Annotated in this window: 17 protein-coding genes; 10 read left to right on the top strand and 7 right to left on the bottom strand. The window is 66.1% G+C overall.

All coding sequences use genetic code 11. From position 1 onward, the window contains the following. Positions 1 to 109: 109 nt before the first annotated feature. The 3 genes from ABD206_RS04825 to ABD206_RS04815 all read right to left on the bottom strand — a co-directional run bounded on the left by ABD206_RS04825 (position 110) and on the right by ABD206_RS04815 (position 2,829). Positions 110 to 1,654, bottom strand: coding sequence for a DNA/RNA helicase domain-containing protein (locus ABD206_RS04825; RefSeq protein ID WP_344069956.1), 1,545 nt, complete (start codon positions 1,652 to 1,654; stop codon positions 110 to 112). 223 nt (positions 1,655 to 1,877) lie between these two features. Then, positions 1,878 to 2,201 (bottom strand): nucleotide pyrophosphohydrolase, encoded by a 324-nt coding sequence (locus ABD206_RS04820; RefSeq protein ID WP_344069954.1) that lies wholly within the window; start codon positions 2,199 to 2,201, stop codon positions 1,878 to 1,880. Between the two features lie 142 nt (positions 2,202 to 2,343). Beyond that, positions 2,344 to 2,829 (bottom strand): hypothetical protein, encoded by a 486-nt coding sequence (locus ABD206_RS04815; protein ID WP_344069952.1) that lies wholly within the window; start codon positions 2,827 to 2,829, stop codon positions 2,344 to 2,346. 263 nt (positions 2,830 to 3,092) lie between these two features. On the opposite strand from ABD206_RS04815, the gene rpsA reads away from it, so the two are divergent. Continuing rightward, positions 3,093 to 4,556 carry a 30S ribosomal protein S1 gene (gene rpsA, locus ABD206_RS04810; protein WP_344069950.1) on the top strand — a complete coding sequence of 488 codons (1,464 nt, stop codon included), beginning with the start codon at positions 3,093 to 3,095 and terminating at the stop codon, positions 4,554 to 4,556. A gap of 116 nt (positions 4,557 to 4,672) precedes the next feature. On the opposite strand, the gene ABD206_RS04805 is transcribed toward rpsA, so the two are convergent. Together ABD206_RS04805 and ABD206_RS04800 are read right to left on the bottom strand one after the other, a co-directional pair. Then, positions 4,673 to 5,650 (bottom strand): FUSC family protein, encoded by a 978-nt coding sequence (locus tag ABD206_RS04805; protein ID WP_344069948.1) that lies wholly within the window; start codon positions 5,648 to 5,650, stop codon positions 4,673 to 4,675. A 14-nt stretch (positions 5,651 to 5,664) separates the two neighbouring features. Continuing rightward, positions 5,665 to 5,922, bottom strand: coding sequence for a hypothetical protein (locus ABD206_RS04800; protein ID WP_344069946.1), 258 nt, complete (start codon positions 5,920 to 5,922; stop codon positions 5,665 to 5,667). Positions 5,923 to 6,038: 116 nt separating this feature from the next. On the opposite strand from ABD206_RS04800, the gene ABD206_RS04795 reads away from it, so the two are divergent. Beyond that, positions 6,039 to 7,631, top strand: coding sequence for an MFS transporter (locus ABD206_RS04795; RefSeq protein WP_344069944.1), 1,593 nt, complete (start codon positions 6,039 to 6,041; stop codon positions 7,629 to 7,631). A gap of 36 nt (positions 7,632 to 7,667) precedes the next feature. On the opposite strand, the gene ABD206_RS04790 is transcribed toward ABD206_RS04795, so the two are convergent. After that, positions 7,668 to 10,025: an ATP-binding cassette domain-containing protein gene (locus tag ABD206_RS04790; protein ID WP_344069942.1), complete on the bottom strand. Its 2,358-nt coding sequence runs from the start codon at positions 10,023 to 10,025 to the stop codon at positions 7,668 to 7,670. 79 nt (positions 10,026 to 10,104) lie between these two features. Here ABD206_RS04790 and ABD206_RS04785 point away from each other — a divergent pair, with 79 nt between their 5' ends. The 4 genes from ABD206_RS04785 (at position 10,105) to coaE (ending at position 14,424) form a co-directional block, all read left to right on the top strand. After that, a complete protein-coding gene (locus tag ABD206_RS04785) occupies positions 10,105 to 10,692 on the top strand; it encodes a hypothetical protein (protein WP_344069940.1) in 588 nt (195 codons plus the stop codon). A gap of 111 nt (positions 10,693 to 10,803) precedes the next feature. Beyond that, positions 10,804 to 12,567, top strand: coding sequence for a sensor histidine kinase (locus ABD206_RS04780; RefSeq protein WP_344069939.1), 1,764 nt, complete (start codon positions 10,804 to 10,806; stop codon positions 12,565 to 12,567). A 2-nt stretch (positions 12,568 to 12,569) separates the two neighbouring features. Further along, positions 12,570 to 13,802, top strand: coding sequence for a hypothetical protein (locus ABD206_RS04775; protein WP_344069937.1), 1,233 nt, complete (start codon positions 12,570 to 12,572; stop codon positions 13,800 to 13,802). A gap of 1 nt (position 13,803) precedes the next feature. Next, on the top strand, positions 13,804 to 14,424 hold the full coding sequence (coaE, locus tag ABD206_RS04770; RefSeq protein ID WP_344069935.1) for a dephospho-CoA kinase: 621 nt from the start codon (positions 13,804 to 13,806) through the stop codon (positions 14,422 to 14,424). Here the strand turns inward: coaE and ABD206_RS04765 are convergent. Next, positions 14,364 to 14,993 (bottom strand): DUF4126 domain-containing protein, encoded by a 630-nt coding sequence (locus tag ABD206_RS04765; RefSeq protein ID WP_344069933.1) that lies wholly within the window; start codon positions 14,991 to 14,993, stop codon positions 14,364 to 14,366. The two genes, coaE and ABD206_RS04765, sit on opposite strands and share 61 nt — an antisense overlap. Positions 14,994 to 15,050: 57 nt before the next feature. On the opposite strand from ABD206_RS04765, the gene uvrB reads away from it, so the two are divergent. The 4 genes from uvrB (at position 15,051) to uvrA (ending at position 23,281) form a co-directional block, all read left to right on the top strand. Beyond that, positions 15,051 to 17,132: an excinuclease ABC subunit UvrB gene (uvrB, locus tag ABD206_RS04760; RefSeq protein ID WP_344069931.1), complete on the top strand. Its 2,082-nt coding sequence runs from the start codon at positions 15,051 to 15,053 to the stop codon at positions 17,130 to 17,132. A gap of 154 nt (positions 17,133 to 17,286) precedes the next feature. Then, on the top strand, positions 17,287 to 18,894 hold the full coding sequence (locus tag ABD206_RS04755) for a serine hydrolase (RefSeq protein WP_344069929.1): 1,608 nt from the start codon (positions 17,287 to 17,289) through the stop codon (positions 18,892 to 18,894). Between the two features lie 245 nt (positions 18,895 to 19,139). Next, complete coding sequence (locus tag ABD206_RS04750) at positions 19,140 to 20,156, top strand: type IV toxin-antitoxin system AbiEi family antitoxin domain-containing protein (protein WP_344069927.1); 1,017 nt, start codon at positions 19,140 to 19,142, stop codon at positions 20,154 to 20,156. A gap of 176 nt (positions 20,157 to 20,332) precedes the next feature. After that, positions 20,333 to 23,281, top strand: coding sequence for an excinuclease ABC subunit UvrA (gene uvrA / locus ABD206_RS04745; protein WP_344069925.1), 2,949 nt, complete (start codon positions 20,333 to 20,335; stop codon positions 23,279 to 23,281).

Genomic DNA, 23,281 nt, shown 5'->3' with positions numbered 1-23,281 from the left:
ATGGGATCCCTGCCTGTCGAGTTGCGATCGCCCGATGAGATGGATTCGGAGACGCTGGCGCTACACCGACGATCTGCTCTCGCACCAGATGCCTACGTAGCCCAATCGCTCAGTGCTCAACTAGCGCGACGGTCCGGGCGAACACGTGCCTCACATATTCACGGAGCTCGGGATCGCAGACATAGACATACGTCCCGCGGATACCTCGAGTGAGAAGCACGGCGTAGATGTTGCTGATGTAGGTCGTGATCTCCTCGTCCGAGTAGACCCGCTTCAACATCTTATTGTTCTCTTTGCCGCGGGCATCTTTGTATGCGTCACGGTCAACGTAGACAGAGCGTGTTTCGGGATCGAAGCGCAGATCGGGTCCAATGATGACGCCGGCATAGTTGAGGTCGTACCCCTGCACGGTGTGGATCGATCCCACTTCGGAGAGTGAACCGGGTGAGCTAATCCAGTCCTTGATCGTGCGGTTCCACGTCATCTTGACGCCGTCGAGTTCGATGTCGTGGGTCGACGCGTCTTTGCGGCTCGCCCATTCCCAGGCGTAGCCCGCCACCAGGCGCGCAAGGCCTTCCTCGTCATCCCGCGCGAAGATCGCGTCACGCATGGCGCCGACGTCGTCGAATACGCGCAGGTCGTACTCGGGGAAGGAGAAGTTGTCGTCGAGACCAATCTCGCCGCGTGTCAGGCGGCGGGCAAACGTGATGTAGTCCTGACCGCCGATGACGCGCATCTGCGAATGCAGCGGGTAGTGACGGTGATGACGTCGTGAGTCGGCTACCAGTTGCTTTGTCACCTCGGGTGGCAGATCCGCCGGTCTCACTGTCTGATCAGCGTCGAGAAAGAGAATCTGGTTCCGGCTGCGGGCAAGAATCCAGTTAAGGTGCGTCTTCGAATAGTCGTCTTCACCAAACAGGGTGACGTTGATGTCGATGAACTTCTTGTTCATCGGTCCCGAAGACTGGTTGGCGCGCTGACTCAGACGGTGCGCTTCGTCCACGAGCAAGAGATCAAAGGGCTCTGGGGTCGTCGCGACCTCGAAGGGTGTGAGAACCATGTCTGCCGAGAGCCCTCGAGTTCTGGCGAACACACGCTTGATCGAGAGTCGTAGAGACTGTTGCGGCACGACGAGGCCCATTCGGAGGCCAGCGAGCGCGTCGCGGTTCTCCGCCGTGAAGAGGTCAGCGAACATCGTGTCCGGATTGACATCGCTGAGATCCGTGCTCGCGCGGATGTCGGCAAGCAACTTCATGATGTAGATCGCAACGACCGTCTTGCCAGTTCCGGGATGCCCTTCGACGACCCGCAGAGGATGCTCCATTGGGCGCGCGTCGAGCCGATCGTTCAGCAGGTCCTCGACGATCTGATCGACCGCCACCGCTTGATCCTCGGTCAGCGCTTTGTACGGTGACAGCTTGAAGAGATCAGAGTTTTCGATCTCCGGGATGCTCCTAGAGAAGATTCCCTCGCGTCGGAGCTCCTCGAAAATCTCGCGGAATGACTCGCGGTAGCGTTCGCGATCGTAGTAGTCGGCGTCGACGATTCCGCCATTGCTGTTCAGGAGCGAGAATCGGCCGTCACCGTCGATCCAACGGATTAGGTGCGACTCAAGATCAAGGCACACCGAGGTGTTGAAGCTGTCATCGATCACGACCCTCACCGTGTCGAGGCCAGCACCTCTCTTGCTAGGTGAGGAGAGATGCTGTCTGACACGTGTCGCAGCGCTACGCGTTTCCCCGACATACACCGCGGCCGAACGCCGCCCTCGAGTCGCTCCAGAGTCGAGAACGTAGACGACCGGCCAGTTCATGTGGGCCGGATCGACTTGCCCCCATGTCTTCGCTGCGTCTCGTGAGAACGCGAAGCGTTCGACCCTAAAGCCGGTCATACTTCTCGCTTCGACCGCGGGACTTCTCGACCGGATACTTCTGTGTTGTTAGTTCGAGCTTGTCGAGAACGAGTTGGATTGGGTCCGCGCCGATCTTGTCCGCTAGGAGCAAGCAATACGTCAGGACATCTGCGAGTTCCTCACGCACGTGTTCGTCGTCCGCGTCATCTCCGGACCACTGGAAACATTCGAGAAGTTCGCCTGCCTCTATCGCGATGCTCTTCGCGAGGTTCTCAGGTGAGTGGAATTGCGCCCATTCGCGCTCGGCGACGAAGGTGCGGAGCCGTCGGATCGCCTCGGTTTCTCGCATATACCGAACCTATCGAGGTGCTGGCTGATCTTGCGGAAGTATGCGACGGTGTTTGATCGCCGCCGGTTCAGCGTGCGTCAATACGTCGATAGGCGACGCCTCGGATTTCGTTGTGACAATCTTGACGTCCATCGCTACGAGCTCAGATCTCGCGAGCGCGCTTGTTTGCATCGCTCACCAGAGTTGCGAGTGCCGCCTTGGCTGCGGCGCTTCGTTTGTCGGTCTCTTCGATCGTCGTCGAGTGGGCCGAGATTCGGCGACAGAGCTCGATGAGTGAATCGAGCGTCGCGGGAAGCTCGCGATCCTCAATTGGACTTCCGACGATCTGCAGTCGATACGCCGCCGCCCGGGCGGCGGTCCTCATGTCGTAGATATATTGGCGAGCAGTGTTTCGCTGCTCGCCCTCGATTCGATCGATGCGAAGTTTTGCGCGGTTGTACTCGGCCTGGATAAGTGTGGAGATGGCTGAAGCGAGTGCTGTTGCCGCGTCGATATAGTCCTCGCGCCGCTTATCCAACCGAGTTTCGTTCATCTGGCGTGTGATTAGTCGCCCTTGGAAGAGGAATCCCAGACATGCGCCAAGGAGCGTGCCCACGACCGCGATTAGGCTCGGAAGGTATTCGCCCACGTTGCCAGTTTCTATGCAATCTGCAGCGTTCCGACGTAGGCGCCCCCGCACTTCGCGGGATAGGTGGTTCCCGCCATGCGCGCGGCCCTGAACCAGCCCTTCAACTCTGATATCCTGAAGTGTCATTCGTGGCGTGGTTCTGCGTGCCTGCGCACCGGAACGCATCGAGTGACATCGCAAAACCCAATCCATCTGGTCTTGGTGAGGCATCCGTTTGCCTGCCGCAGACCCCGAACACAATCCATCCAAGGACAACCCACTACATGACTACTGCAACGACCGCCCCGGCCACTAAGCAGGTTGCGATCAACGACATCGGATCTGCTGAGGACTTTCTGGCCGCGGTCGAAAAGACTCTGAAGTTCTTCAACGACGGCGACCTCATCGAAGGCACCGTGGTGAAGATCGACCGCGACGAGGTTCTCCTCGACGTCGGGTACAAGACTGAGGGTGTCATCCCCTCGCGCGAACTTTCCATCAAGCACGACGTTGACCCCAACGAGGTCGTCAACGTCGGCGATGCTGTCGAGGCCCTCGTTCTCCAGAAGGAGGACAAGGAAGGCCGTCTCATCCTGTCCAAGAAGCGCGCACAGTACGAGCGCGCCTGGGGCGACGTAGAGAAGATCAAGGAGAACGACGGTGTTGTCACCGGTTCTGTGATCGAGGTCGTCAAGGGTGGTCTGATCGTTGACATCGGCCTGCGTGGATTCCTCCCCGCATCGCTCATCGAGCTGCGCCGCGTCCGCGACCTGACCCCGTACCTGGGCCAGGAGATCGAGGCGAAGATCCTCGAGCTCGACAAGAACCGCAACAACGTCGTGCTCTCGCGTCGTGCGCTGCTCGAGCAGACCCAGTCGGAGTCGCGCTCGAACTTCCTCAACAACCTGCACAAGGGCCAGGTCCGCAAGGGCACCGTCTCGTCGATCGTCAACTTCGGTGCGTTCGTCGACCTCGGTGGCGTCGACGGTCTCGTCCACGTCTCGGAGCTCTCGTGGAAGCACATCGAGCACGCTTCTGAGGTCGTCGAGGTCGGTCAGGAAGTCACCGTCGAGATCCTCGAGGTCGACCTCGACCGCGAGCGCGTGTCGCTCTCGCTCAAGGCCACCCAGGAAGACCCGTGGCAGGTGTTCGCCCGCACCCACGCGATCGGCCAGATCGCACCGGGTAAGGTCACCAAGCTCGTTCCGTTCGGTGCGTTCGTTCGCGTCGCAGACGGCATCGAGGGCCTCGTGCACATCTCGGAGCTCTCGGGCAAGCACGTCGAGCTCGCCGAGCAGGTCGTCTCGGTCGGCGAAGAGGTCTTCGTCAAGGTCATCGACATCGACCTCGAGCGTCGCCGCATCTCGCTGTCGCTTAAGCAGGCCAACGAGTCCATCGACCCCTTCGGTGTCGAGTTCGACCCGGCCCTCTACGGCATGGTCACGGAGTACGACGAGAACGGGGAGTACAAGTACCCCGAGGGCTTCGACCCCGAGACCAACCAGTGGAAGGAAGGCTTCGACGAGCAGCGCGAGAAGTGGGAGCAGGAATACGCTGCTGCCCAGGCGCGCTGGGAAGCCCACAAGGCCGCTGTCGCCAAGGCCGCCGAGGCCGAGGCAGAGGCTGCAGCCAACGCCGCCCCCGGCGCCGAGCGCGGGTCGTCGTCGTACTCCTCCGAGTCCAACGGCGGCACCCTGGCTGACGACGAGGCACTCGCGGCTCTCCGCGAGAAGCTCGCCGGCCGCTAAGACCCGGCACCACCTGCGTCACAGCCGGTAGCACCACACAGCAACGAAAGGCCGGGATCCCTCACGGGGTCCCGGCCTTTCAGTGTGTTCGGGGCGTTTCGTCTCGCTGCGCTCGCTCAACGACCAGACGAGGGCGTGCGCATGAAGCGGGCCGCGATCACCGCGGCGACGGCGGTCACCACGGCTGTGCCGAGGGTGATGCCCACGCGCAGGATGTCGCCGGCAACGGCATCCTGCGGGGTGAAGCTGGTGAGCACGATCGTCACGGTCAGCGCACTCGCGTAGATCCAGTACGCGATGCCCATGAGCATCGTGATCACGGTCGCAAGGCCCGCCGCGGCGCCGAGCACCGTGACCAACATGGGTGGCAGCCAGAGCACGGCCGCGAGCGCGACGGCGCCGCCGAGCACGGTCCCTGCGACCCGGGCGAAGAGCTTCTCGCGCATGTGGGCGCCGGTCGGCTGCAGAATCACGGCGACTGTGAGCACTGACCACCACGCGTTCGTGCCCGGAAACCACGTCAACGTCACGAACGTGAAGATTCCGGCGAGCACGGCCAGCAGCGTCGTGTAGGGCATCGTCGGTTGGGCGGCGTGGTGCTTCGGGATCTCGGACCTGCGAAGGATCACACCGACCACGGCGATCGTCCACGCGCAGGATGCCGCCACCAGCAGTCCCAGGACTACCGCATCCATCGCGAGAGGGCCGTCGATGACGGCGGATACCGGCCCCGAGGGTGCGGCCATGATGTACACCGCCAGCACGATGATGATCGCTCCGGTGCTGGCGCGGCCGATCTTCACCAGGGGCGAGGCAAGAAGCGCCAGCACGAGGACGAGCGCGGTCCCGAGCCAGGGGAGAAGCGCGCCCGTTCCGGTGAGGAGTACCGCGAGCATCGACACGACGGCAGCAACGGCGCCGGTGGTCGCCATGGCGCGCACGCCGGCGGTGGCGATGCCGAGCAGCGGCATGAGCCCCAGCAACACGACACCCGACAGCGCCGCCCATGGCGTGAGGGACACCACGATGAACGGCAGCGCCGCGATGATCGCGACGAGGAAGAGCTTGACGACGGTGCGGGGCGAGGGGGCCATCTGGCAGAACCGGCCTAGGAGACGAACGCGAACTGCAGGAACGGCACGACGAAGATGAGCACCGCGACCTGGATGGCGAGGAAGATCACGCCGAGGATCACAGCGATCTTCGCCGGGGTGTTGGTGACGCCGTTCTTCTTGCTCATCGACTGGGCGACGATCCCGAGGATGAGTCCCACGACCGAGAAGAAGAACACCGCGACCAGCGCGACGATGCCGAGGGCCTTCCCCGGTTCGGGCGGAGTCGGGGCGGGGCTGGCGTACGCGGTCATCGGGACTCCCGTCTTCGTGGGGTGACGATCGGTGTCTTGGCTCTTGCTGTCTTGGGGATCGTATCGGGGGAGGAGCGAGGCGACGAGACGAAACGCGTGATCGCTAGAGTGTGCGAGTGACAGCTGCCGCAGCATCCACACCGTCCGCACCCGCAGGGGAAGCGCCGGCGAAGGCGCCGTTGATCCTCACCGCGCTGATCCTCTCGGCGCTCGTGTGCAACATCAACCTCGCCTCGGCCAACATCGCCCTCCCCGACATCGGCGATGCATTCGGGGCCACGCAGACGCAGCTGAACCTCGTCGCGGTCGGCTGTGCGCTCGGCCTTGCGATGTCGGTGATGTACCTCGGCGCTGTCGCCGACCGCTACGGCCGCAAGCAGATCCTGCTGCTCGGCCTCTCGCTCACCGTGATCGCGAGCTTCTTGGCCGCCTTTTCGGTGTCGGTCGAGATGCTCATGGCCGCGCGTCTGTTCACCGGCATCTCGGCCGGTATGGCCTACCCGACGACGCTGTCGCTCATCAACGCACTCTGGAAGCCCGGCGCCAAACGCACCCTCGCGATCGCGCTGTGGTCCTCGATCTCGGCGACCGCCACGGTGCTCGGCTCGATCACCGCCGGCGTGCTGCTGCTGTGGTTCTGGTGGGGGAGTGCGTTCCTGGTGGCAGCCCCGATCGCGCTCATCGCGCTGCTGCTCGTCTGGTTCTTCGTCCCCTCCCACGTCGCCGAAGACGACCGCCCCGTCGACCACGTCGGCGGTGTCATCTCGGTGCTGATGGTCGCGTCCCTGGTCGTCGGTCTGTCGACGGTGTTCCTGCCCGAGACTTTCGTGCTCGGCGCGATCCTGCTCAGCACCTTCGTCGTGATGCTCGTGCTGTTCGGCTGGCGACAGGTGAAGACCCGCTTCCCGCTGTACGACCTCACGATCGCCAAGCGTCGCCTGTTCTGGGCGCCGGCCACCGGCGGCCTGATCGTCTTCGGCTCGCTGATGGGAGCGATGTTCGTCGGGCAGCAGTTCCAGCAGAACATCCTCGGCTACTCGACCCTGCAGGCTGCTCTTGCGGCCGTGCCCTCCGCCGTGGGCCTGCTGCTCGTCGCGCAATTCTCCGCCCGGCTCGTCCTCTCGCGCGGATCCCGCTTCACGATGCTTCTCGGCTACAGCCTCGTGCTGCTCGGGTTCGTGACGATGCTCTTTTGGGGTGAGAACACACCGTTCTGGTACGTGGCGCTCGGCTACTTCTTCATCGGCTGTGGCGCCGGGTTCGCGATGACACCGGCGTCGCGATCGATCACGCAGTCCACTCCCGTCAAGAAGGTGGGGATGGCATCCGCTACCGCTGACCTGCAGCGAGACCTCGGCGGATCGATCATGCAGGCCGTCCTCGGCGCGATCCTCGCCGCCGGCTTCGCGCACGCGTTCGGCAAGCTCATCGCGGCATCCAGCGAGGCATCCTCGATCAGCGCGCAGGTGACCACGGCGCTGCAGGCATCGTACGCCTCGGCGCTGCACGTGGCCGATCAGTACCCGCAGTACAAAGACCAGATCCTGCAGGGGGCCAGCGAGAGCCTGGTGTCCGGATCGATCGCCGCCTACGCGGTGGGTGCGGTCGCGATCTTCGGCGGGGCGCTCGTGGTGGGGATCTTCCTCCCGAAGCACTCCAAGGAGCTTGAGCTCATCCAGGCCTATGAGAAGGCCGACGCGGGCGTCTGAGGCGCCGCAGCGCGGGCGCCACCACCGCTGTGCGCGCTACGCCCCGACGTAGGCGGCGAGGTGCTCGCCGGTGAGGGTCGAGCGGTCCTCCACCAACGCTGACGGCGTGCCCTCGAACACGATGGTGCCGCCGTCGTGGCCGGCGCCCGGGCCGAGGTCGATGATCCAATCCGCGTGGGCCATCACGGCCTGGTGGTGCTCGATGACGATCACCGAGATCCCCGAGTCGACGAGGCGATCCAGCAGTCCGAGCAGGTTGTCGACATCCGCAAGGTGGAGACCGGTCGTCGGCTCGTCGAGGATGTAGACGCTGCCCTTCTCGCCCATGTGCACGGCGAGCTTCAGCCGTTGCCGCTCACCGCCGGAGAGGGTCGGCAGGGGCTGGCCGAGTCGGATGTAGCCGAGCCCGACATCCTCCATCCGCTGCAGGATCTTGTGGGCAGCGGGCACCTTCCCCTCGCCCTCGCCGAAGAACGCGGATGCTTCGGCGACGGACATGTCGAGTACCTCGACGATGTTCTTGCCGCCGAGGGTGTATTCCAGCACGGTGTCGGCGAAGCCCTTCGCATCGCACACGTCGCACGGCGTCTCCGCGGTCTCGAGCGGTCCGAGCTGGGTCACGATCACGCCCGACCCGTTGCAGACCGGGCAGGCGCCCTCGGAGTTCGCGCTGAACAGGGCCGGCTTCACGCCGTTCGCCTTCGCGAAGGCCTTACGGATCGGTTCGAGCATCCCGGTGTAGGTCGCGGGACTCGAGCGGCGCGACCCCTTGATCGCACCCTGGTCGATCGACACGACGCCTTCGCGGCCGGCCACGGAGCCGTGGATGAGTGAGCTCTTGCCCGAGCCGGCCACACCCGTGATGGCGACGAGCACGCCCAGAGGGATGTCGACATCCACGCCCGTGAGGTTGTGGGCGTCCGCGCCGCGCACCTCGATCGCACCGGATGCCTCGCGCACGGTGGTCTTGAGCTGCGCGCGATCGCCCAGGTGGCGGCCGGTGAGCGTGTCGGCCTCCCGCAGCTCATCGACGGTGCCTTCGAACACGATCTGTCCGCCGTTCGTGCCCGCGCCGGGCCCGAGGTCAACCACGTGGTCGGCGATCTCGATCGTCTCCGGCTTGTGCTCGACCACCAGCACCGTGTTGCCCTTGTCGCGCAGCTGCTCGAGCAGCGTGTTCATCCGCTGGATGTCGTGGGGGTGCAGTCCCACGGTCGGTTCATCGAAGACGTAGGTGACATCGGTGAGGGCCGATCCCAGGTGCCGGATCATCTTCGTCCGCTGCGACTCCCCGCCCGAGAGGCTGCCCGAGGCCCGGTCGAGCGAGAGGTAGCCGAGGCCGATTCCGACGAACGCGTCGAGCAGGTGCGTGAGGTTCTTCAGCAGGGGAGCCACAGTGGGTTCGTCCAGCCCCTTCACCCAGGCGGCGAGATCGGAGATCTGCATCGCGCAGGCATCCGCGATGCTCAGTCCTGAGATCTTCGCGCTGCGTGCGCCCGCGTTCAGGCGCGTGCCGCCGCATTCCGGACACGGCATGAACGCCACGGCACGCTCGACGAAGGCCCGGATGTGGGGCTGCATCGACTCGACATCCTTGGAGAGGAACGACTTCTGGATCTTCGGAACCAGCCCCTCGTAGGTCATGTTGATGTTCTCCATCTTGACCTTGCGGGGTTCGCCGTAGAGGAAGTCCTGGCGCTGCTCGTCGGTGAAGTCGACGATCGGGACATCCATCGGCACGACCGCGCCGAAGATGCGGACGTACCACCCGTCGGCGGTGTAGCCGGGAACCGTGAGGGCTCCGCCTTCGAGCGACTTCGTCTCATCGAAGAGCTGATCCAGCGCGATGTCGCTGACCTGACCCATGCCGTCGCAGTGCGGGCACATGCCGCCGGTCACCTGGAAGGCCTTGCGCTCGACCTTCTTGCCGGAAGAGGTCTGCATCGTCACCGCGCCCTTGCCGCTGACGGATGCCACGTTGAACGAGAACGCCTGCGGACCGCCGACGAACGGCTGGCCGACGCGGCTGAAGAGGATGCGCAGCAGCGCGTTCGCGTCGGTGGCGGTACCGACGGTGGAGCGGGAGTTCGTGCCCATCCGCTCCTGGTCGACGATGATCGCGGTGGTCAGCCCCTCGAGCACGTCGACGTCGGGGCGGGGCAGGGTCTGCATGAACGACTGCACGAAGCTCGGGTAGGTCTCGTTGATCATCCGTTGCGACTCGGCCGCGATCGTGCCGAAGACCAGCGAGCTTTTCCCCGACCCCGAGACGCCCGTGAAGACGGTGAGGCGGCGCTTGGGAAGCTCGACATCCACGTTCTGGAGGTTGTTCTCGCGGGCCCCGTGCACACGGATGACGTCGTGCGTGTCGGCGGTGGGCGTCGATTCAGACATGACAGAACGGTATCTCCCAGCATCCCTAAAGGTCTCGCGCTTAGCGTGAACAGTCCCCACCTGACCCACGGAGGAGACCATGGGATTCCTTGACCGCCTGTTCGGCACCGAGCCCCAGGCCGCACCGGCCGGCCGCACCTACGACCAGCAGAGCTACGCCCCGCGTTCTGCGGCATCGACACGCACCGAGGACGAGATCGCGATCGAGCGCTATCGGTACCTCCTTCGCACCGCACCTCCGGAGACCGTGGAGCAGGTGCACGCCGAGGCTTTCGGCAAGCTCACCGACGCGCAGCGCCAGCAGGTGCTCACCGAGATGGCCGCGACCCTCCCGGCATCCGAGCAGCCCCGCTCCGCGGACCCCGACGAGATGGCCCGCGCCGCCACCCGCGCCGAGTACATGAACCCCGGCACGATGGAGCGCACACTCGGCTCCCAGCGCCAGGGCCCGTCGTTCGGTTCGATGGTCGGGTCGTCACTTCTCGGCACCGTTGCCGGCTACGTCATCGGCTCCGCGATCGTGTCGGCGTTCATGGCCCCCGTATACGCCTCCGACGCGGGCGCGACGGATGCCACCACCGACGCATCCGCCGACGCCGGCGGGGACTTCTCCGCGGATTCCGGCTTCGGTGACTTCGGCGGAGATTTCGGGGACTTCGGCTTCTAGCGGCGCCCGTATCGGCGGTGACACGACGTCCCGCGACGAATTGTGGTCGCCGGGGCCGCCGTCATGGCCTGTCCGCGCCGCGGAGCCCGCGCGGCGCGATACCGTCAGTGCATGGAGTCTTCGGCGTCTGAGCGTGCAACGCGTCTGTCCGACGCACGCGGCGTCCTCGCTCGAATCTGGGTGATCCTCAAGAGCGGGAGCCCCGCCCGCGAAGATGAGACCCGCGCGCGGACTGTGGTGCTTCAGCAACTGATGCTCAGCGGCGCGGTCGTCGTGCTGTTTCTGATCGGCATGCTTCTCGAGCAGCACCTGAGCGATCCGCTTTTTCTCACCGGCGCATTCGGCATCCTGCTCCTGACGTTCGTCGCGTTCGCGGTGCCGTGGAATCGCTACCCGGTATGGGTCAGCATCGCCCTTCCCGCGCTCGATGCTCTCGGTGTGCTGGCCATGCGTGTGGCGGAGCCGACCTCGGGCGTCGCGATGCTCTGGGTGTTCCCGGCGATCTGGCTCTCATCCTCGTTCGGCGTGCTGGGGTACCTGCTGGCGTCGTTCGGGATCTCGGGCATGTACTGGTTCGCGATTCGATACACGGGCGCCACCCCGAGCGTCTTGGGCAACATCATCCTGCCGATCATGGTGATCGCGGTCTCGACCTCGACGTACTTCAGCTTCCGCCGCTATCACGCACAGCGACAGTTGCTCGACAAGCAGGCCACGCTGCTCAGTCGCACCCTGGAGCGCACGCAGCATCAAGAGCGTCTGGTCACACAGGTGCTCGACTCCGTCGATTTCGGCGTCATGCTCATCGGTATCGACGGCACCATTGAGGTCACCAACGAGGCTCACGACCGCGTGGACCGGAGTCTGCGCGATGCTCAGGGCGAGCGACTGCCGATCTTCGCCGCCGATGGCCGTACTCCCGTCGCTGACGCCGATCTTCCGCTGCAGCGCGCGCAAGACGGAGAAGTGTTCGATGACAGCATCATCGTCGTCGGCGCACCCGGCTCTCCCCAGCGCTCGATCAGCGTCAGCGCGCGGCGACTCGTCGACAGTCGGGGCGTGGATGCCGGCGCCGTCGTCGTCGGCCGGGATGTGACGGCCGAGCGCACCGCGCTGCAAGCGCGCGACAACGTCGTGGCATCCATTTCGCACGAGCTGCGTTCGCCTCTCACCGCGATCCTCGGCTACATCGACCTCGCGCTGGAACGAGACGATCTGCCGAGCGGTGTCAGCGACGACTTGCAGATCGCCTCCGACAGTGCCGAGCGGATGACGTCGATCATCTCCGAGATCCTCGCCGCGTCGTCGTCGTCGAACGCGACGATGGATGTGACGATCTCCCGCAGCGACGCCGATCTCGGCATCCTGGTGCTCGAGGCAGCGCAGGCGTGGGAGCCGGCCGCGTCGGCCCGCCATATCCAGATCATCACGACGGGTGTCGACTGGCAGATCCGCGCCTACATGGATGCCCCGCGCATCCGGCAGGTGATCGACAACCTCATCAGCAACGCGATCAAGTACGGCCGCGACGGCGGTGCGATCTGGCTGGACGTCTACGGCGACGAGATCGAGAGCTGGGTGGCCGTGCGTGACAACGGCATGGGAATCGCCGAGGAAGACCAGCAGCGGCTGTTCGGGCGGTTCGTTCGCGCCAACACAGAGGTGGGTGGAACAGGCCTCGGCCTGGCGATCAGCCGCGACATCGCACGCGCCCACGGCGGGGAGATCTACCTGGGCAGCACGGTCGGGCAAGGCTCGGCGTTCATCCTGCGACTGCCGGCCCGCGTCGACGTGATCCTTCCTCCGATCACGGCAGCCGATGCGCTGGCGATGCGCGGCGCACAGACCCCGGACGAAGCCTCCGAGGGCGTGTGACGATGCAGCTCGATCTGTTCTCCGTCTCGGTGATGACGGCCACGGTGGTGATCGTGACGGGCATCGTCTATGTGGTGGACACCCTCGTCCGCCGTGACGAGTCTTCCGGTCGCCACTGGTCTCTGGGATTCTTGGCGGGGATCATCACGACACTGGCCTACGCGCTCTGGGCTGCGGGCGACCACACCTGGATCACGATCGCCATCGGCAACGTGGCCTTCCTCGCCTCGGTCGGCTTCGTCTGGTTGGGATCGCGTAAGTTCAACGAGCGACCCATGGCATCGGCCTACATGGTCCTGACCGTCCTCGCCGTGATCGTGTTCGCAGCCGTCCCCCTGTCGGGGGACATCGACGGCGGGTGGGCAGGAGCGGCGTGGCTCTATGCGGCGCTGATCATCGTGCTGAGCGCGGGTGCGTTCGAGGCTCTTACCGGCGACATGGCACGTCTTCGCACCACCGTCGCTCTGGCCGTGGTGCTCATCGTCGCGGCTCTCTACACGCTGATTCGACTGATTACCTTTCTGACGCTGGGTCCCGGTGACCCCGTCTTCGACCAGTGGTTCTCCACCATCCCCTCCAGCTTCGTCACGATCACGCTCGTGATCATCAGCGCCATCATCACCTCGGTGCTCCGTGCCGGCCGGGCCGCGGCCCGCGGCTACGCCCACATCGGCTCGGCTGACGGATTCGACCGCGTGCTCTCGGCTCGACACTTCGCCTCGACCGTGGCCGATGTGGCGGAACGCTCGGAAGAGACCGGACTCATCGTCGGTGTGGTCACGATTCGCCTCGATGACCTCGAGAACATCGCAGCGGCTTTCGGCGGCGACACGGCGCGACGGGTGGCGCTGGCCGCGCGAGGAGCCGTGCGTTCCACCGTGACCCCGCTCGCAGTCGTCGGCGAAGACGGCGGGTCATCGCTGCGGGTCTGTTCCACCTTCACCGTCGCCGGCGACGCGCGGCAGAAGGCCAAGCGGCTCGCTGCCGCGGTGCTCGACGCGCTCGGTCGGGCCCAGAACGCGGTGATGCCGATCGTGGGGGTCGGTGTCGCGGTCAGCGCAGACTTCGGATACGACGCGCAGGCGCTCATCGCGGCGGCCGATACGGCGGCAGCGGCATCCACGGCGCGCGCGGATTCGTCGGTGCAGGTGGCGACGACCGATGCCAGCCGCACCACCGTTCTTCCCATCGATGCGGGGCAGCCGTTGATCGACCCGACGGTGACGGAGGGCTGACGTGCCCCTCATTGCTCTCACCGGGGGGATCGCTTCGGGAAAGTCGACCATCGCCGGCCGTCTCGCAGAGCACGGCGCCGTGATCGTGGATGCCGATCGGGTCGTCCGCGACGTGCAGCGGCCCGGGTCGCCCGTGCTCGACGAGATCGCGGCGGCGTTCGGCGACGACATCCTCTCTGCCGACGGATCGCTCAATCGCGCGGCGCTCGGGGCGGTGGTGTTCGGGGATGCGGAGAAGCTCGAGGTGCTCAACGGCATCGTGCATCCGGCGGTGCGGGCCGAGTCGGCCCGGCGCTTCGCCTCGGCGTTCGCGAACGACCCCGGCGCGGTCGTCGTCTACGACGTGCCGCTTCTCGTCGAGGCGCGGGTCACGGATCCCTGGGAGCTGATCATCGTGGCGCACGCTCCCGCCGAGGTGCGTGCCGAGCGGCTCGTCGAACTGCGGGGGATGACGGCCGAGGAGGCATCCGCGCGCATCGCATCGCAGGTCTCCGACGATGCGCGTCTGGCGGTCGCGGATGTCGTCGTGGACACCTCCGGCACGTTGGCCGAGACGATCGCTCAGGTCGACGAGCTCTGGGACGCGTTGGCGGCCCGGATCGCTGCCCGCGCATCCCGCTGACGTTTCACGCGCGGGATCAGGATCGCCGCGGTCACGATCGCACCCACGAGCAGGATGATGCCGACGATCGGCAGCACGATGGCGAAGATCGAAAGACCGAGGCTCGTGGCATCCTCCGCGGTGCTCACCACCGGGGCGGCGACCCCGCCGGTGGCGGCGTTCGCGAAGGGGCGGAAGGTCGCCTTGAAGATGTGGACCGCCAGGGCGATCACGACTCCGAAGGCGATCGGGACCCAGTTGACGTTCTCGAAGAACGTCGCCGGGTCATCCACGCGGATGGTTTCCGATGCCGCGCCCGCGCCGAAGACGATGCCGCCGGATGCCGGGCGGATGACGGTCTGGATGGCGTCGTTGACGGTGTCGACGACCGGGATCTTGTCGGCGACGAGCTCGAGCACCAACAGGATCCCGATGATCCACAGCGCGAGGTCGCTCGAGAGCCACGACCACGCCTGCGGCAGCTGCACTGCGTCGAAGAAGCGGGCCGCCAGGCCGAGTGTCAGCAGCGGCATCCAGGCATTCAGCCCCGCGGCCGCCGCCAGTCCCGCACCGACGAAGAACTCGATCACCCTCCCAGGGTACGCACGCATGGTCCGGTTGTCCGAGGGGGTGCCTACGCTGGAGGGGTGCAGCCCACGCGTTCCGTCCGCCCGTTCGAGGTCGTCAGCGAGTACGAGCCCTCCGGTGATCAGCCCCAGGCGATCGCCGAGCTTGCCGCGCGCATCACAGCCGGTGAGACCGATGTCGTGCTCCTCGGTGCCACCGGAACCGGAAAGTCCGCGACCACCGCGTGGCTGGTCGAGGCGGTGCAGCGCCCGACGCTGATCCTCGCGCACAACAAGACCCTCGCCGCGCAGCTGGCGAACGAGTTCCGCGAGCTGATGCCGAACAACGCCGTCGAGTACTTCGTCTCGTACTACGACTACTACCAACCCGAGGCGTATGTCCCGCAGACCGACACCTTCATCGAGAAGGACTCGTCGATCAACGCCGAGGTGGAGCGCCTGCGCCACTCCACGACGAACTCGCTGCTCTCACGCCGCGACGTCGTCGTGGTCTCCACCGTCTCGTGCATCTACGGCCTCGGCGCGCCCGAGGAGTACCTGCGCGCGATGGTCGCGCTGCAGGTGGGGGAGCGCTACGACCGCGACGCCCTCATCCGCAAGTTCATCGCGATGCAGTACAACCGCAACGACCTCGACTTCTCGCGCGGCAACTTCCGCGTGCGCGGCGACACGATCGAGATCATCCCGGTGTACGAGGAGTACGCGATCCGCATCGAGCTGTTCGGGGATGAGATCGAGGCGCTGTATCTGCTGCATCCGCTCACCGGCGATGTCATCCAGAAGATGGATTCGGTGCCGATCTTCCCGGCATCCCACTATGTCGCCGGCACCGACACCGTGCAGCGGGCGATCGGCACGATCGAGGACGAGCTGACGCTGCGGCTGAAAGAACTCGAATCGCAGAACAAGCTGCTCGAGGCGCAGCGCCTGCGGATGCGCACCTCCTTCGACCTCGAGATGCTCGGCCAGCTCGGGTTCTGCTCGGGTATCGAGAACTATTCGCGGCATCTCGACGGGCGTCAGCCGGGGGAGCCGCCCCACACGCTGCTGGACTTCTTCCCCGACGACTTCCTGCTCGTCATCGACGAGTCCCACGTGACCGTGCCGCAGATCGGCGCAATGTACGAGGGGGATGCCTCCCGCAAGCGCACCCTCGTCGACCACGGCTTCCGCCTGCCATCCGCGCTCGACAACCGCCCGCTGCGCTGGGACGAGTTCAAGAACCGGGTCGGGCAGACCGTCTACCTCTCGGCGACACCGGGCCGCTACGAAATGGGCATCGCCGACGGCGTCGTCGAACAGATCATCCGCCCGACCGGCCTCGTCGACCCCGAGATCGTCGTGAAGCCCTCCAAGGGCCAGATCGACGACCTGCTCGAGCAGATCCGCCTGCGCGTCGAGCGCGACGAGCGTGTCTTGGTGACCACCCTCACCAAGAAGATGGCCGAAGAGCTCACCGACTTCCTCAGCGAGCACGGTGTGCGCGTGCGTTACCTGCACTCCGACGTCGACACCCTCCGCCGCGTCGAGCTGCTGACAGAGCTCCGGGCCGGCGTCTACGACGTGCTCGTCGGCATCAACCTGCTGCGCGAAGGCCTCGACCTGCCCGAGGTGTCGCTCGTGTCGATCCTGGATGCCGACAAAGAGGGATTCCTGCGCTCGGGGACCTCTCTCATCCAGACGATCGGTCGCGCCGCCCGAAACGTGTCGGGCGAGGTGCACATGTACGCCGACACGATCACCGACTCGATGCGGTCGGCGATCGACGAGACCAACCGTCGTCGCGAGAAGCAGGTCGCCTACAACCTCGAACACGGCATCGATCCGCAGCCGCTGCGCAAGAAGATCGCCGACATCACCGACGCGCTGATCCGCGAGGGTGCCGACACCACGGCGATGCTGAACCGCAAGGATGCCGCGGCGTCGAAGAACGGCAAGGGCAAGAGCCCGACGCCGAACCTCCGGCGCGAAGGGATCGCCGCCGAGGGCGCGCAGCAGCTGGAGGCGACGATCGCCGATCTGTCGGACCAGATGTTGGCTGCCGCATCCGAGCTGAAGTTCGAGCTCGCTGCGCGCCTGCGCGACGAGGTGCAGGACCTGAAGAAGGAGCTGCGCGCCATGGAGCGCGCCGGCCACGCCTGAGCTCCGCCCAGCGCGCGCACAGCGCATCGATGTGGAGACGTTACCTCCCCCGGCCGGGGAGGGCCGACCCGTCTGGTTGGCTGGAATGCGGAGCCCACAGCACACGGCGCTCCCACCCGCACCCCCTGCCCCGCATCTCCCGCAAGGAGCTCGCATGCCCTCCCGCCGTCGTACCCTGCTCGCAGCATCCGCTCTCATCGCCGTGGCGGCGCTCACCGTCGGATGCGCGGCCGAGACATCTGGCACCGTGCCGCTGGTGGTGGGGGCGCAGCCCGGGCAGGACGTCGTCGCGCTGCCCACCGACCTCGACACCGCGATAGAGAACGCGCTGGCGCAGGTGCCCGAGCTGGCACAGACACTGCTCGATGACTCGGGTGTGCCGGGGATGGCCGTGGCCGTCGTCCACGGCGGTGTGACGATCTTCGCCGAGGGCTTCGGGGAGAAACTCGTCGGCTCGGGTGAGATGGTCGACGCCGAGACGGTGTTCCAGATCGCATCGCTGTCCAAGTCCCTCGCCGCGACCACGGCGGCCAAAGCTGTCACGGACGGCGCGATCACGTGGGACACCCCGGTGATCGAGGAGCTGCCGGAGTTCACGATGAGTGACCCCTACGTCACCGAGAACGCGACGATCGGCGACTACTTCTCGCACCGCTCCGGCCTGGCGACGGGCTCAGGAGACATCCTCGAAGACCTCGGCTACGACCGGGAGTACATCCTCGCCCGCCTGCAGCTGCTGCCGCTGGCGCCGTTCCGCACCACCTACCAGTACTCGAACTTCGGCTTCACGGTCGGCGGCGAGGCGGTGGCCGCCAGCGTCGGGATGAGCTGGGAGGATGCGGCCGAGCAGCTGCTCTATGAGCCGTTGGGGATGACATCCACGTCGTCGCGCTACGCCGACTTCGTGGCACAGACCGACCGCGCCACGATCCACGCCCTCACACAGGACGGGTATCAGCCGCTGTACGAGCGAAACCCCGATGCGGAGGCACCGGCAGGATCCGTGTCGTCCAACGTCATCGACCTGGCGGCCTGGATGAACCTCGTCCTTGCCCAGGGCGAGCTCGACGGTGAGGCGTACATCGCCCCGGAGGCGCTGCTCGCGGCGACCTCGCGGGAGGTCATCTCCAGTTATCCGTCTTCGCCCGAGGTGCGGGTCGGATCGTACGGATACGGGTTCAACATCGGCAGCGGCGCGAGCGGGCGTGTGCGGATCAGCCACTCCGGCGCGTTCGTGCTCGGCACCGGCACGAACTACCAGCTCGTTCCCGACCTCGACCTCGGCATCGTGGTGCTCACCAACGGATCGCCGGTGGGGATCGCGGAATCGCTCACCGACGAGTTCCTGGATCTCGTGCAGTACGGATACCTCACCCGTGACTGGGCACCCGGCTACGAGGCGGTCTTCGCGCCCTACTTCATCCCGGCCGGTGACCTCGTCGATGCGACCCGCCCGACCGGGGCAGCGAGCTCCGCATCGCTCACCGACTACGTCGGTACGTACACGAACGAGTACTTCGGTGATCTGGTCGTCAGCATCGAGGGCGGCATCCTGATCGGCGCGATGGGTCCCGGCGGCGGGTACACGTTCCCGTTGGAGGAATGGGACGGCGACGAGTTCGCCTTCATCCCGACCGGTGAGTCCGCCCCCGAGGGGTCGCTGTCATCCGCCGTTTTCGCCCGCACCGATGGCGCCGTGACCAGCGTCACCATGGCCTACTTCGACACCCAGGGCTGGGGCACCTTCGCCCGCGTCGGCTGACCACCCCACCCACCCCACCCACCCCACTCCACCCCACCTCGCCGAACCCACCACTTTGTTGCGAACCCACACGTTTGTGGCGCGATCAACTGGTGGGTTCGCAATCAACAGGTGGGCTCGGCGCCGGAGAAGGCGCGAGCTGGCGTGGGTGCGCGATTCCTCCACTGGGGGGAGGCCCGTGGGGAGATTCGACAGGCGCGTGACGCGCATGAGTGTGGTCGCGGCGGCTGGCTCATGATCGGCGAATGGATGAAGAGCCGCCGCGCGATGCGATTGAGGCCGTGCTCCAGGCGAGGGGTGACATCCTCACCACGTCACACCTGATGCAGAGCGGCCTCTCTGGACGCGCGATCGCGCGAGCCGTCGCGACGGGTGAATTGCACGTGCTTGGTCGCGGGACGTATGTGCTCGAGACGGTGTGGGCAGAGCTGTACGGTGAGGCTCGCCATCGGCTTGAAGTCGTCGCAGCGTCGATGCGCATGTTCGGTTCGAGCTTCGCGTTCTCGCACGTCTCCGCGGCGGTGCTCTGGGGGCTGCCGTTGTTCAGGCACCCGGCGCGCGCGGTCCATCTTGCCGGCGTCGGCTCTGACGGCGTCGCTCACGGGCGGTTCCGTGGGATCGCGCGGCACGATGTCGACCTGGACGCAAGAGACCGCGCCGAGGTCGCCCATGTGCCCTGCACGAATCTCGAACGGACCGTCTATGACGTCATTCGGACGACGCGGCTCGAGACGGCGGTGACGGTGGCGGATGCCGCACTGCGCCTCGCCGGGGCGGACCCGACGCACGGCGGCTATCAGGCCGACCGTGCCGAGGCGTGGCGTCTCGGGCTATGGCGGCGCATTGCTCGGCATCCAGGTGCTCGCGGCATCAGACAGGCGCGAGTGGTCGCGGGATTCGCCGACGGTCGTGCGCAGCTTCCAGGAGAGAGCGTGAGTCGTCTCTACCTGCGTGAGTTGGGGTTTGATGCCCCGCGTCTCCAGGTGCCCGTTCCTACGCGGGCGGGAACCACGTACTACGTCGACTTCGGGCTCGACGATGTCCACGCGTGGGGCGAGTTCGACGGCGTAGGCAAGTACACCGATCCGGGCATGCTTGCCGGCCGGAGCGGGCGAGAGGTGCTGCTGGCAGAGAAGGAGCGCGAAGACTGGATTCGCGCCACCACAGGACGCCCGGTCGTCCGGTGGGGGATGCCGCAACTCAGCTCGCCCCAGGCGCTGCGCACACGCCTCGCCGAGTCCGGCATCCACCCGCCCCGCTAGACCGTGCCTTCGCCGAACCCACCACCTTGTTGCGAATCCACACCTTCGTTGCGCGCTGAACTGGTGGGTTCGCAAGGAAGTGGTGGGTTCGGCGAAAGGGAAGGGGTGGGAGAGGTGGGGGAGGTGGGTGAGGTGGGAGCGGAGCCGGTGTCGGTGGGCGCTCCTACACTTGACGGGTGCCTATCGTGCCCGTGTCCTCCTCTGCCCACTCGAGCGGAACGCTCAGCGTCCGTGGCGCGCGCGTCCACAATCTGCAGGATGTCGATCTCGACATCCCTCGCGACTCGCTCGTGGTCTTCACGGGCCTGTCCGGCTCGGGTAAGTCCAGCCTGGCGTTCGACACGATCTTCGCCGAGGGACAGCGGCGCTACATCGAGTCGCTGAGTTCGTATGCCCGCCAGTTCCTCGGCCAGGTCGACCGTCCGGATGTCGATTTCATTGAGGGCCTCAGCCCGGCCGTGTCGATCGACCAGAAGTCGACCAACCGCAACCCGCGTTCCACCGTCGGCACCATCACCGAGATCCACGACTACATGCGCCTGCTCTGGGCGCGCATCGGTGTGCCCCACTGCCCCGAGTGCGGGGCGCAGATCCAGCGCCAGACGGTGCAGCAGATCGCCGACCAGCTCGCCGATCTCCCCGAGCGCACGCGGTACCAGATCGTCGCGCCGATCGTCACACAGAAGAAGGGGGAGTTCGTCGACCTCTTCAAAGAGCTCACCGCCAAGGGCTACGCCCGTGCGGTGGTGGACGGCGACCTCATCCAGCTCGCCGAGCCGCCGACGCTGAAGAAGAGCTACAAGCACGACATCGCCGTGGTGGTCGACCGTCTGGTCGCCGGTCCCGACATCCTGGGGCGCATCACCGACTCCGTCGAGACGGCCCTCGGCCTTGCCGGTGGCATCATGCAGGTCAACTTCGTCGACGAAGAGGGGGATGCCGCCTGGCAGTCATTCAGCGAGAAGCTGTCGTGCCCTAACGGCCACCCGCTGCAGCTGACCGAGATCGAGCCGCGCACCTTCTCGTTCAACGCCCCTTTCGGCGCGTGCCCCACCTGCTCGGGCCTGGGCACCCGGATGTCGGTGGATGTCGAACTCATGCTCGGCGATCCCGACCTCTCGATCCGTGATGGCGTCATCATCCCCTGGACGACACAGGGCAAGGGCCTCTACCAATATTACGACCGGCTGCTCGAGGGCCTCTCGGCGGATCTCGGGTTCTCGCTGGACACCGCGTGGCGTGAGCTCCCGGTCGAGGTTCAGAACGCGGTGCTCCACGGCGAGAACTTCAAGGTCAACGTGAAGTGGAAGAACCGCTACGGCCGCGAGATGCGCTACACCTCCGGCTTCGAGGGGGTCGTGCCCTATATCGAGCGCCAATACACGCAGGCCGAGTCCGACACGCAGCGTCAGCGCTGGTCGGAGTATCTGCGCGAGGTGCCGTGCGCGGCCTGCGACGGAGATCGCCTGAAGCCCGAGGTGCTGTCTGTGCTCGTCCACGGGCACTCGATCGCGGATGCCTCGCGGCTGAGCCTCGCCGAAGCCCAGGCCTACTTCGCTGAGCTCGAACTCACCGAGCGTGAGGCGATGATCGGTGCGGCCGTGCTCCGGGAGATTCGCGCGCGCCTGGACTTCCTCATCCAGGTGGGTCTGAACTACCTCAACCTCAGCCGCTCGGCAGGCTCGCTCTCCGGCGGCGAGGCGCAGCGCATCCGCCTGGCCACCCAGATCGGCTCGGGCCTGACGGGCGTTCTCTACGTGCTCGACGAGCCCTCGATCGGCCTGCACCAGCGCGACAACCGGCGCCTCATCGAGACGCTCGTCAAGCTCCGCGATCTCGGGAACACGCTGATCGTCGTCGAGCACGACGAGGAGACGATCGGCGCCGCCGACTGGATCGTCGACATCGGCCCGCGCGCGGGTGTGGACGGCGGCAACGTCATCCATTCCGGTCCGCTCGACCAGCTCCTGGCCGACCGCGCCTCGATCACGGGTGACTACCTGGCCGGACGCCGTGCGATCGAGGCTCCCGCGAAGCGCCGCAAGATCGACAAGAAGCGCATGCTCGAGGTCATCGGTGCGCGGGAGAATAACCTGCAGAACGTCTCGGCCGCTTTCCCGCTCGGTGTCCTCACCGCTGTCACCGGCGTGAGCGGGTCGGGCAAATCCTCGCTCGTGAACGACATCCTGTACCAGGTGCTCGCCGCGCGGCTCAACGGGGCGCGCACGGTCCCCGGCAAGCACACGCGCGTGACGGGGCTCGACAACCTCGACAAGGTCGTCCACGTCGACCAGGCTCCGATCGGCCGCACCCCGCGCTCGAATCCCGCCACCTACACCGGCGTCTTCGACCGCATCCGCACCCTGTTCAGCGAGACGCCGGAGGCGAAGGTCCGCGGCTACCAGCCGGGTCGCTTCAGCTTCAACGTGAAGGGTGGCCGCTGCGAGGCGTGCGCGGGCGACGGCACGATCAAGATCGAGATGAACTTCCTCCCCGACGTCTACGTCGACTGCGAGGTGTGCCACGGCAAGCGCTACAACCGCGACACCCTGGCCGTGCACTACAAAGGCAAGAACATCGCCGAGGTGCTCGAGATGCCGATCGCCGAGGCGGCGGAGTTCTTCGAGCCGATCCAGGCCATCCACCGGTACCTGAAGACCCTCGTGGATGTCGGACTTGGGTACGTCCGCCTGGGGCAGTCCGCGACCACTCTGTCTGGTGGGGAGGCGCAACGCGTCAAGCTCGCCACCGAGCTCCAGCGCCGCAGCAACGGTCGCTCGATCTACGTGCTCGACGAACCGACCACCGGTCTGCACTTCGAAGATGTTCGCAAGCTCCTCGAAGTGCTCGGGGGGCTCGTCGACAAGGGCAACACCGTCATCGTCATCGAGCACAATCTGGACGTCATCAAATCCGCCGACTGGATCATCGACCTCGGGCCCGAGGGCGGCTCCGGCGGAGGGCAGATCGTGGCGACGGGCACACCCGAGCAGGTCGCCAAGGTCACCGAAAGCCACACCGGCCGGTTCCTCGCCGAGATCTTCACCGCCGCCGCGATGACCGGTCGGGGCGTCGCCTCCACGTCCCGCAGTCGCTCGACATCCCCGGCGCGCAAGGCGGGCTGA

The sequence above is a fragment of the Microbacterium sediminicola genome (genome assembly GCF_039531125.1).
GTDB classification, from domain to species: domain Bacteria; phylum Actinomycetota; class Actinomycetes; order Actinomycetales; family Microbacteriaceae; genus Microbacterium; species Microbacterium sediminicola.
The sequence above is the reverse complement of the archived record's forward strand: the minus strand, read 5'-3'. Positions and strand labels throughout refer to the sequence as shown.

Excerpts from the sequence above, each read along its gene's own strand:
- ABD206_RS04785 (WP_344069940.1), top strand. The coding sequence starts at position 10,105 with ATGGGATTCCTTGACCGCCTGTTCGGCACCGAGCCCCAGGCCGCACCG.
- ABD206_RS04800 (WP_344069946.1), bottom strand. The coding sequence starts at position 5,922 with ATGACCGCGTACGCCAGCCCCGCCCCGACTCCGCCCGAACCGGGGAAG.
- ABD206_RS04820 (WP_344069954.1), bottom strand. The coding sequence starts at position 2,201 with ATGCGAGAAACCGAGGCGATCCGACGGCTCCGCACCTTCGTCGCCGAG.
- ABD206_RS04805 (WP_344069948.1), bottom strand. The coding sequence starts at position 5,650 with ATGGCCCCCTCGCCCCGCACCGTCGTCAAGCTCTTCCTCGTCGCGATC.
- ABD206_RS04750 (WP_344069927.1), top strand. The coding sequence starts at position 19,140 with ATGGATGAAGAGCCGCCGCGCGATGCGATTGAGGCCGTGCTCCAGGCG.
- ABD206_RS04755 (WP_344069929.1), top strand. The coding sequence starts at position 17,287 with ATGCCCTCCCGCCGTCGTACCCTGCTCGCAGCATCCGCTCTCATCGCC.
- ABD206_RS04780 (WP_344069939.1), top strand. The coding sequence starts at position 10,804 with ATGGAGTCTTCGGCGTCTGAGCGTGCAACGCGTCTGTCCGACGCACGC.
- ABD206_RS04775 (WP_344069937.1), top strand. The coding sequence starts at position 12,570 with ATGCAGCTCGATCTGTTCTCCGTCTCGGTGATGACGGCCACGGTGGTG.
- rpsA (WP_344069950.1), top strand. The coding sequence starts at position 3,093 with ATGACTACTGCAACGACCGCCCCGGCCACTAAGCAGGTTGCGATCAAC.
- ABD206_RS04790 (WP_344069942.1), bottom strand. The coding sequence starts at position 10,025 with ATGTCTGAATCGACGCCCACCGCCGACACGCACGACGTCATCCGTGTG.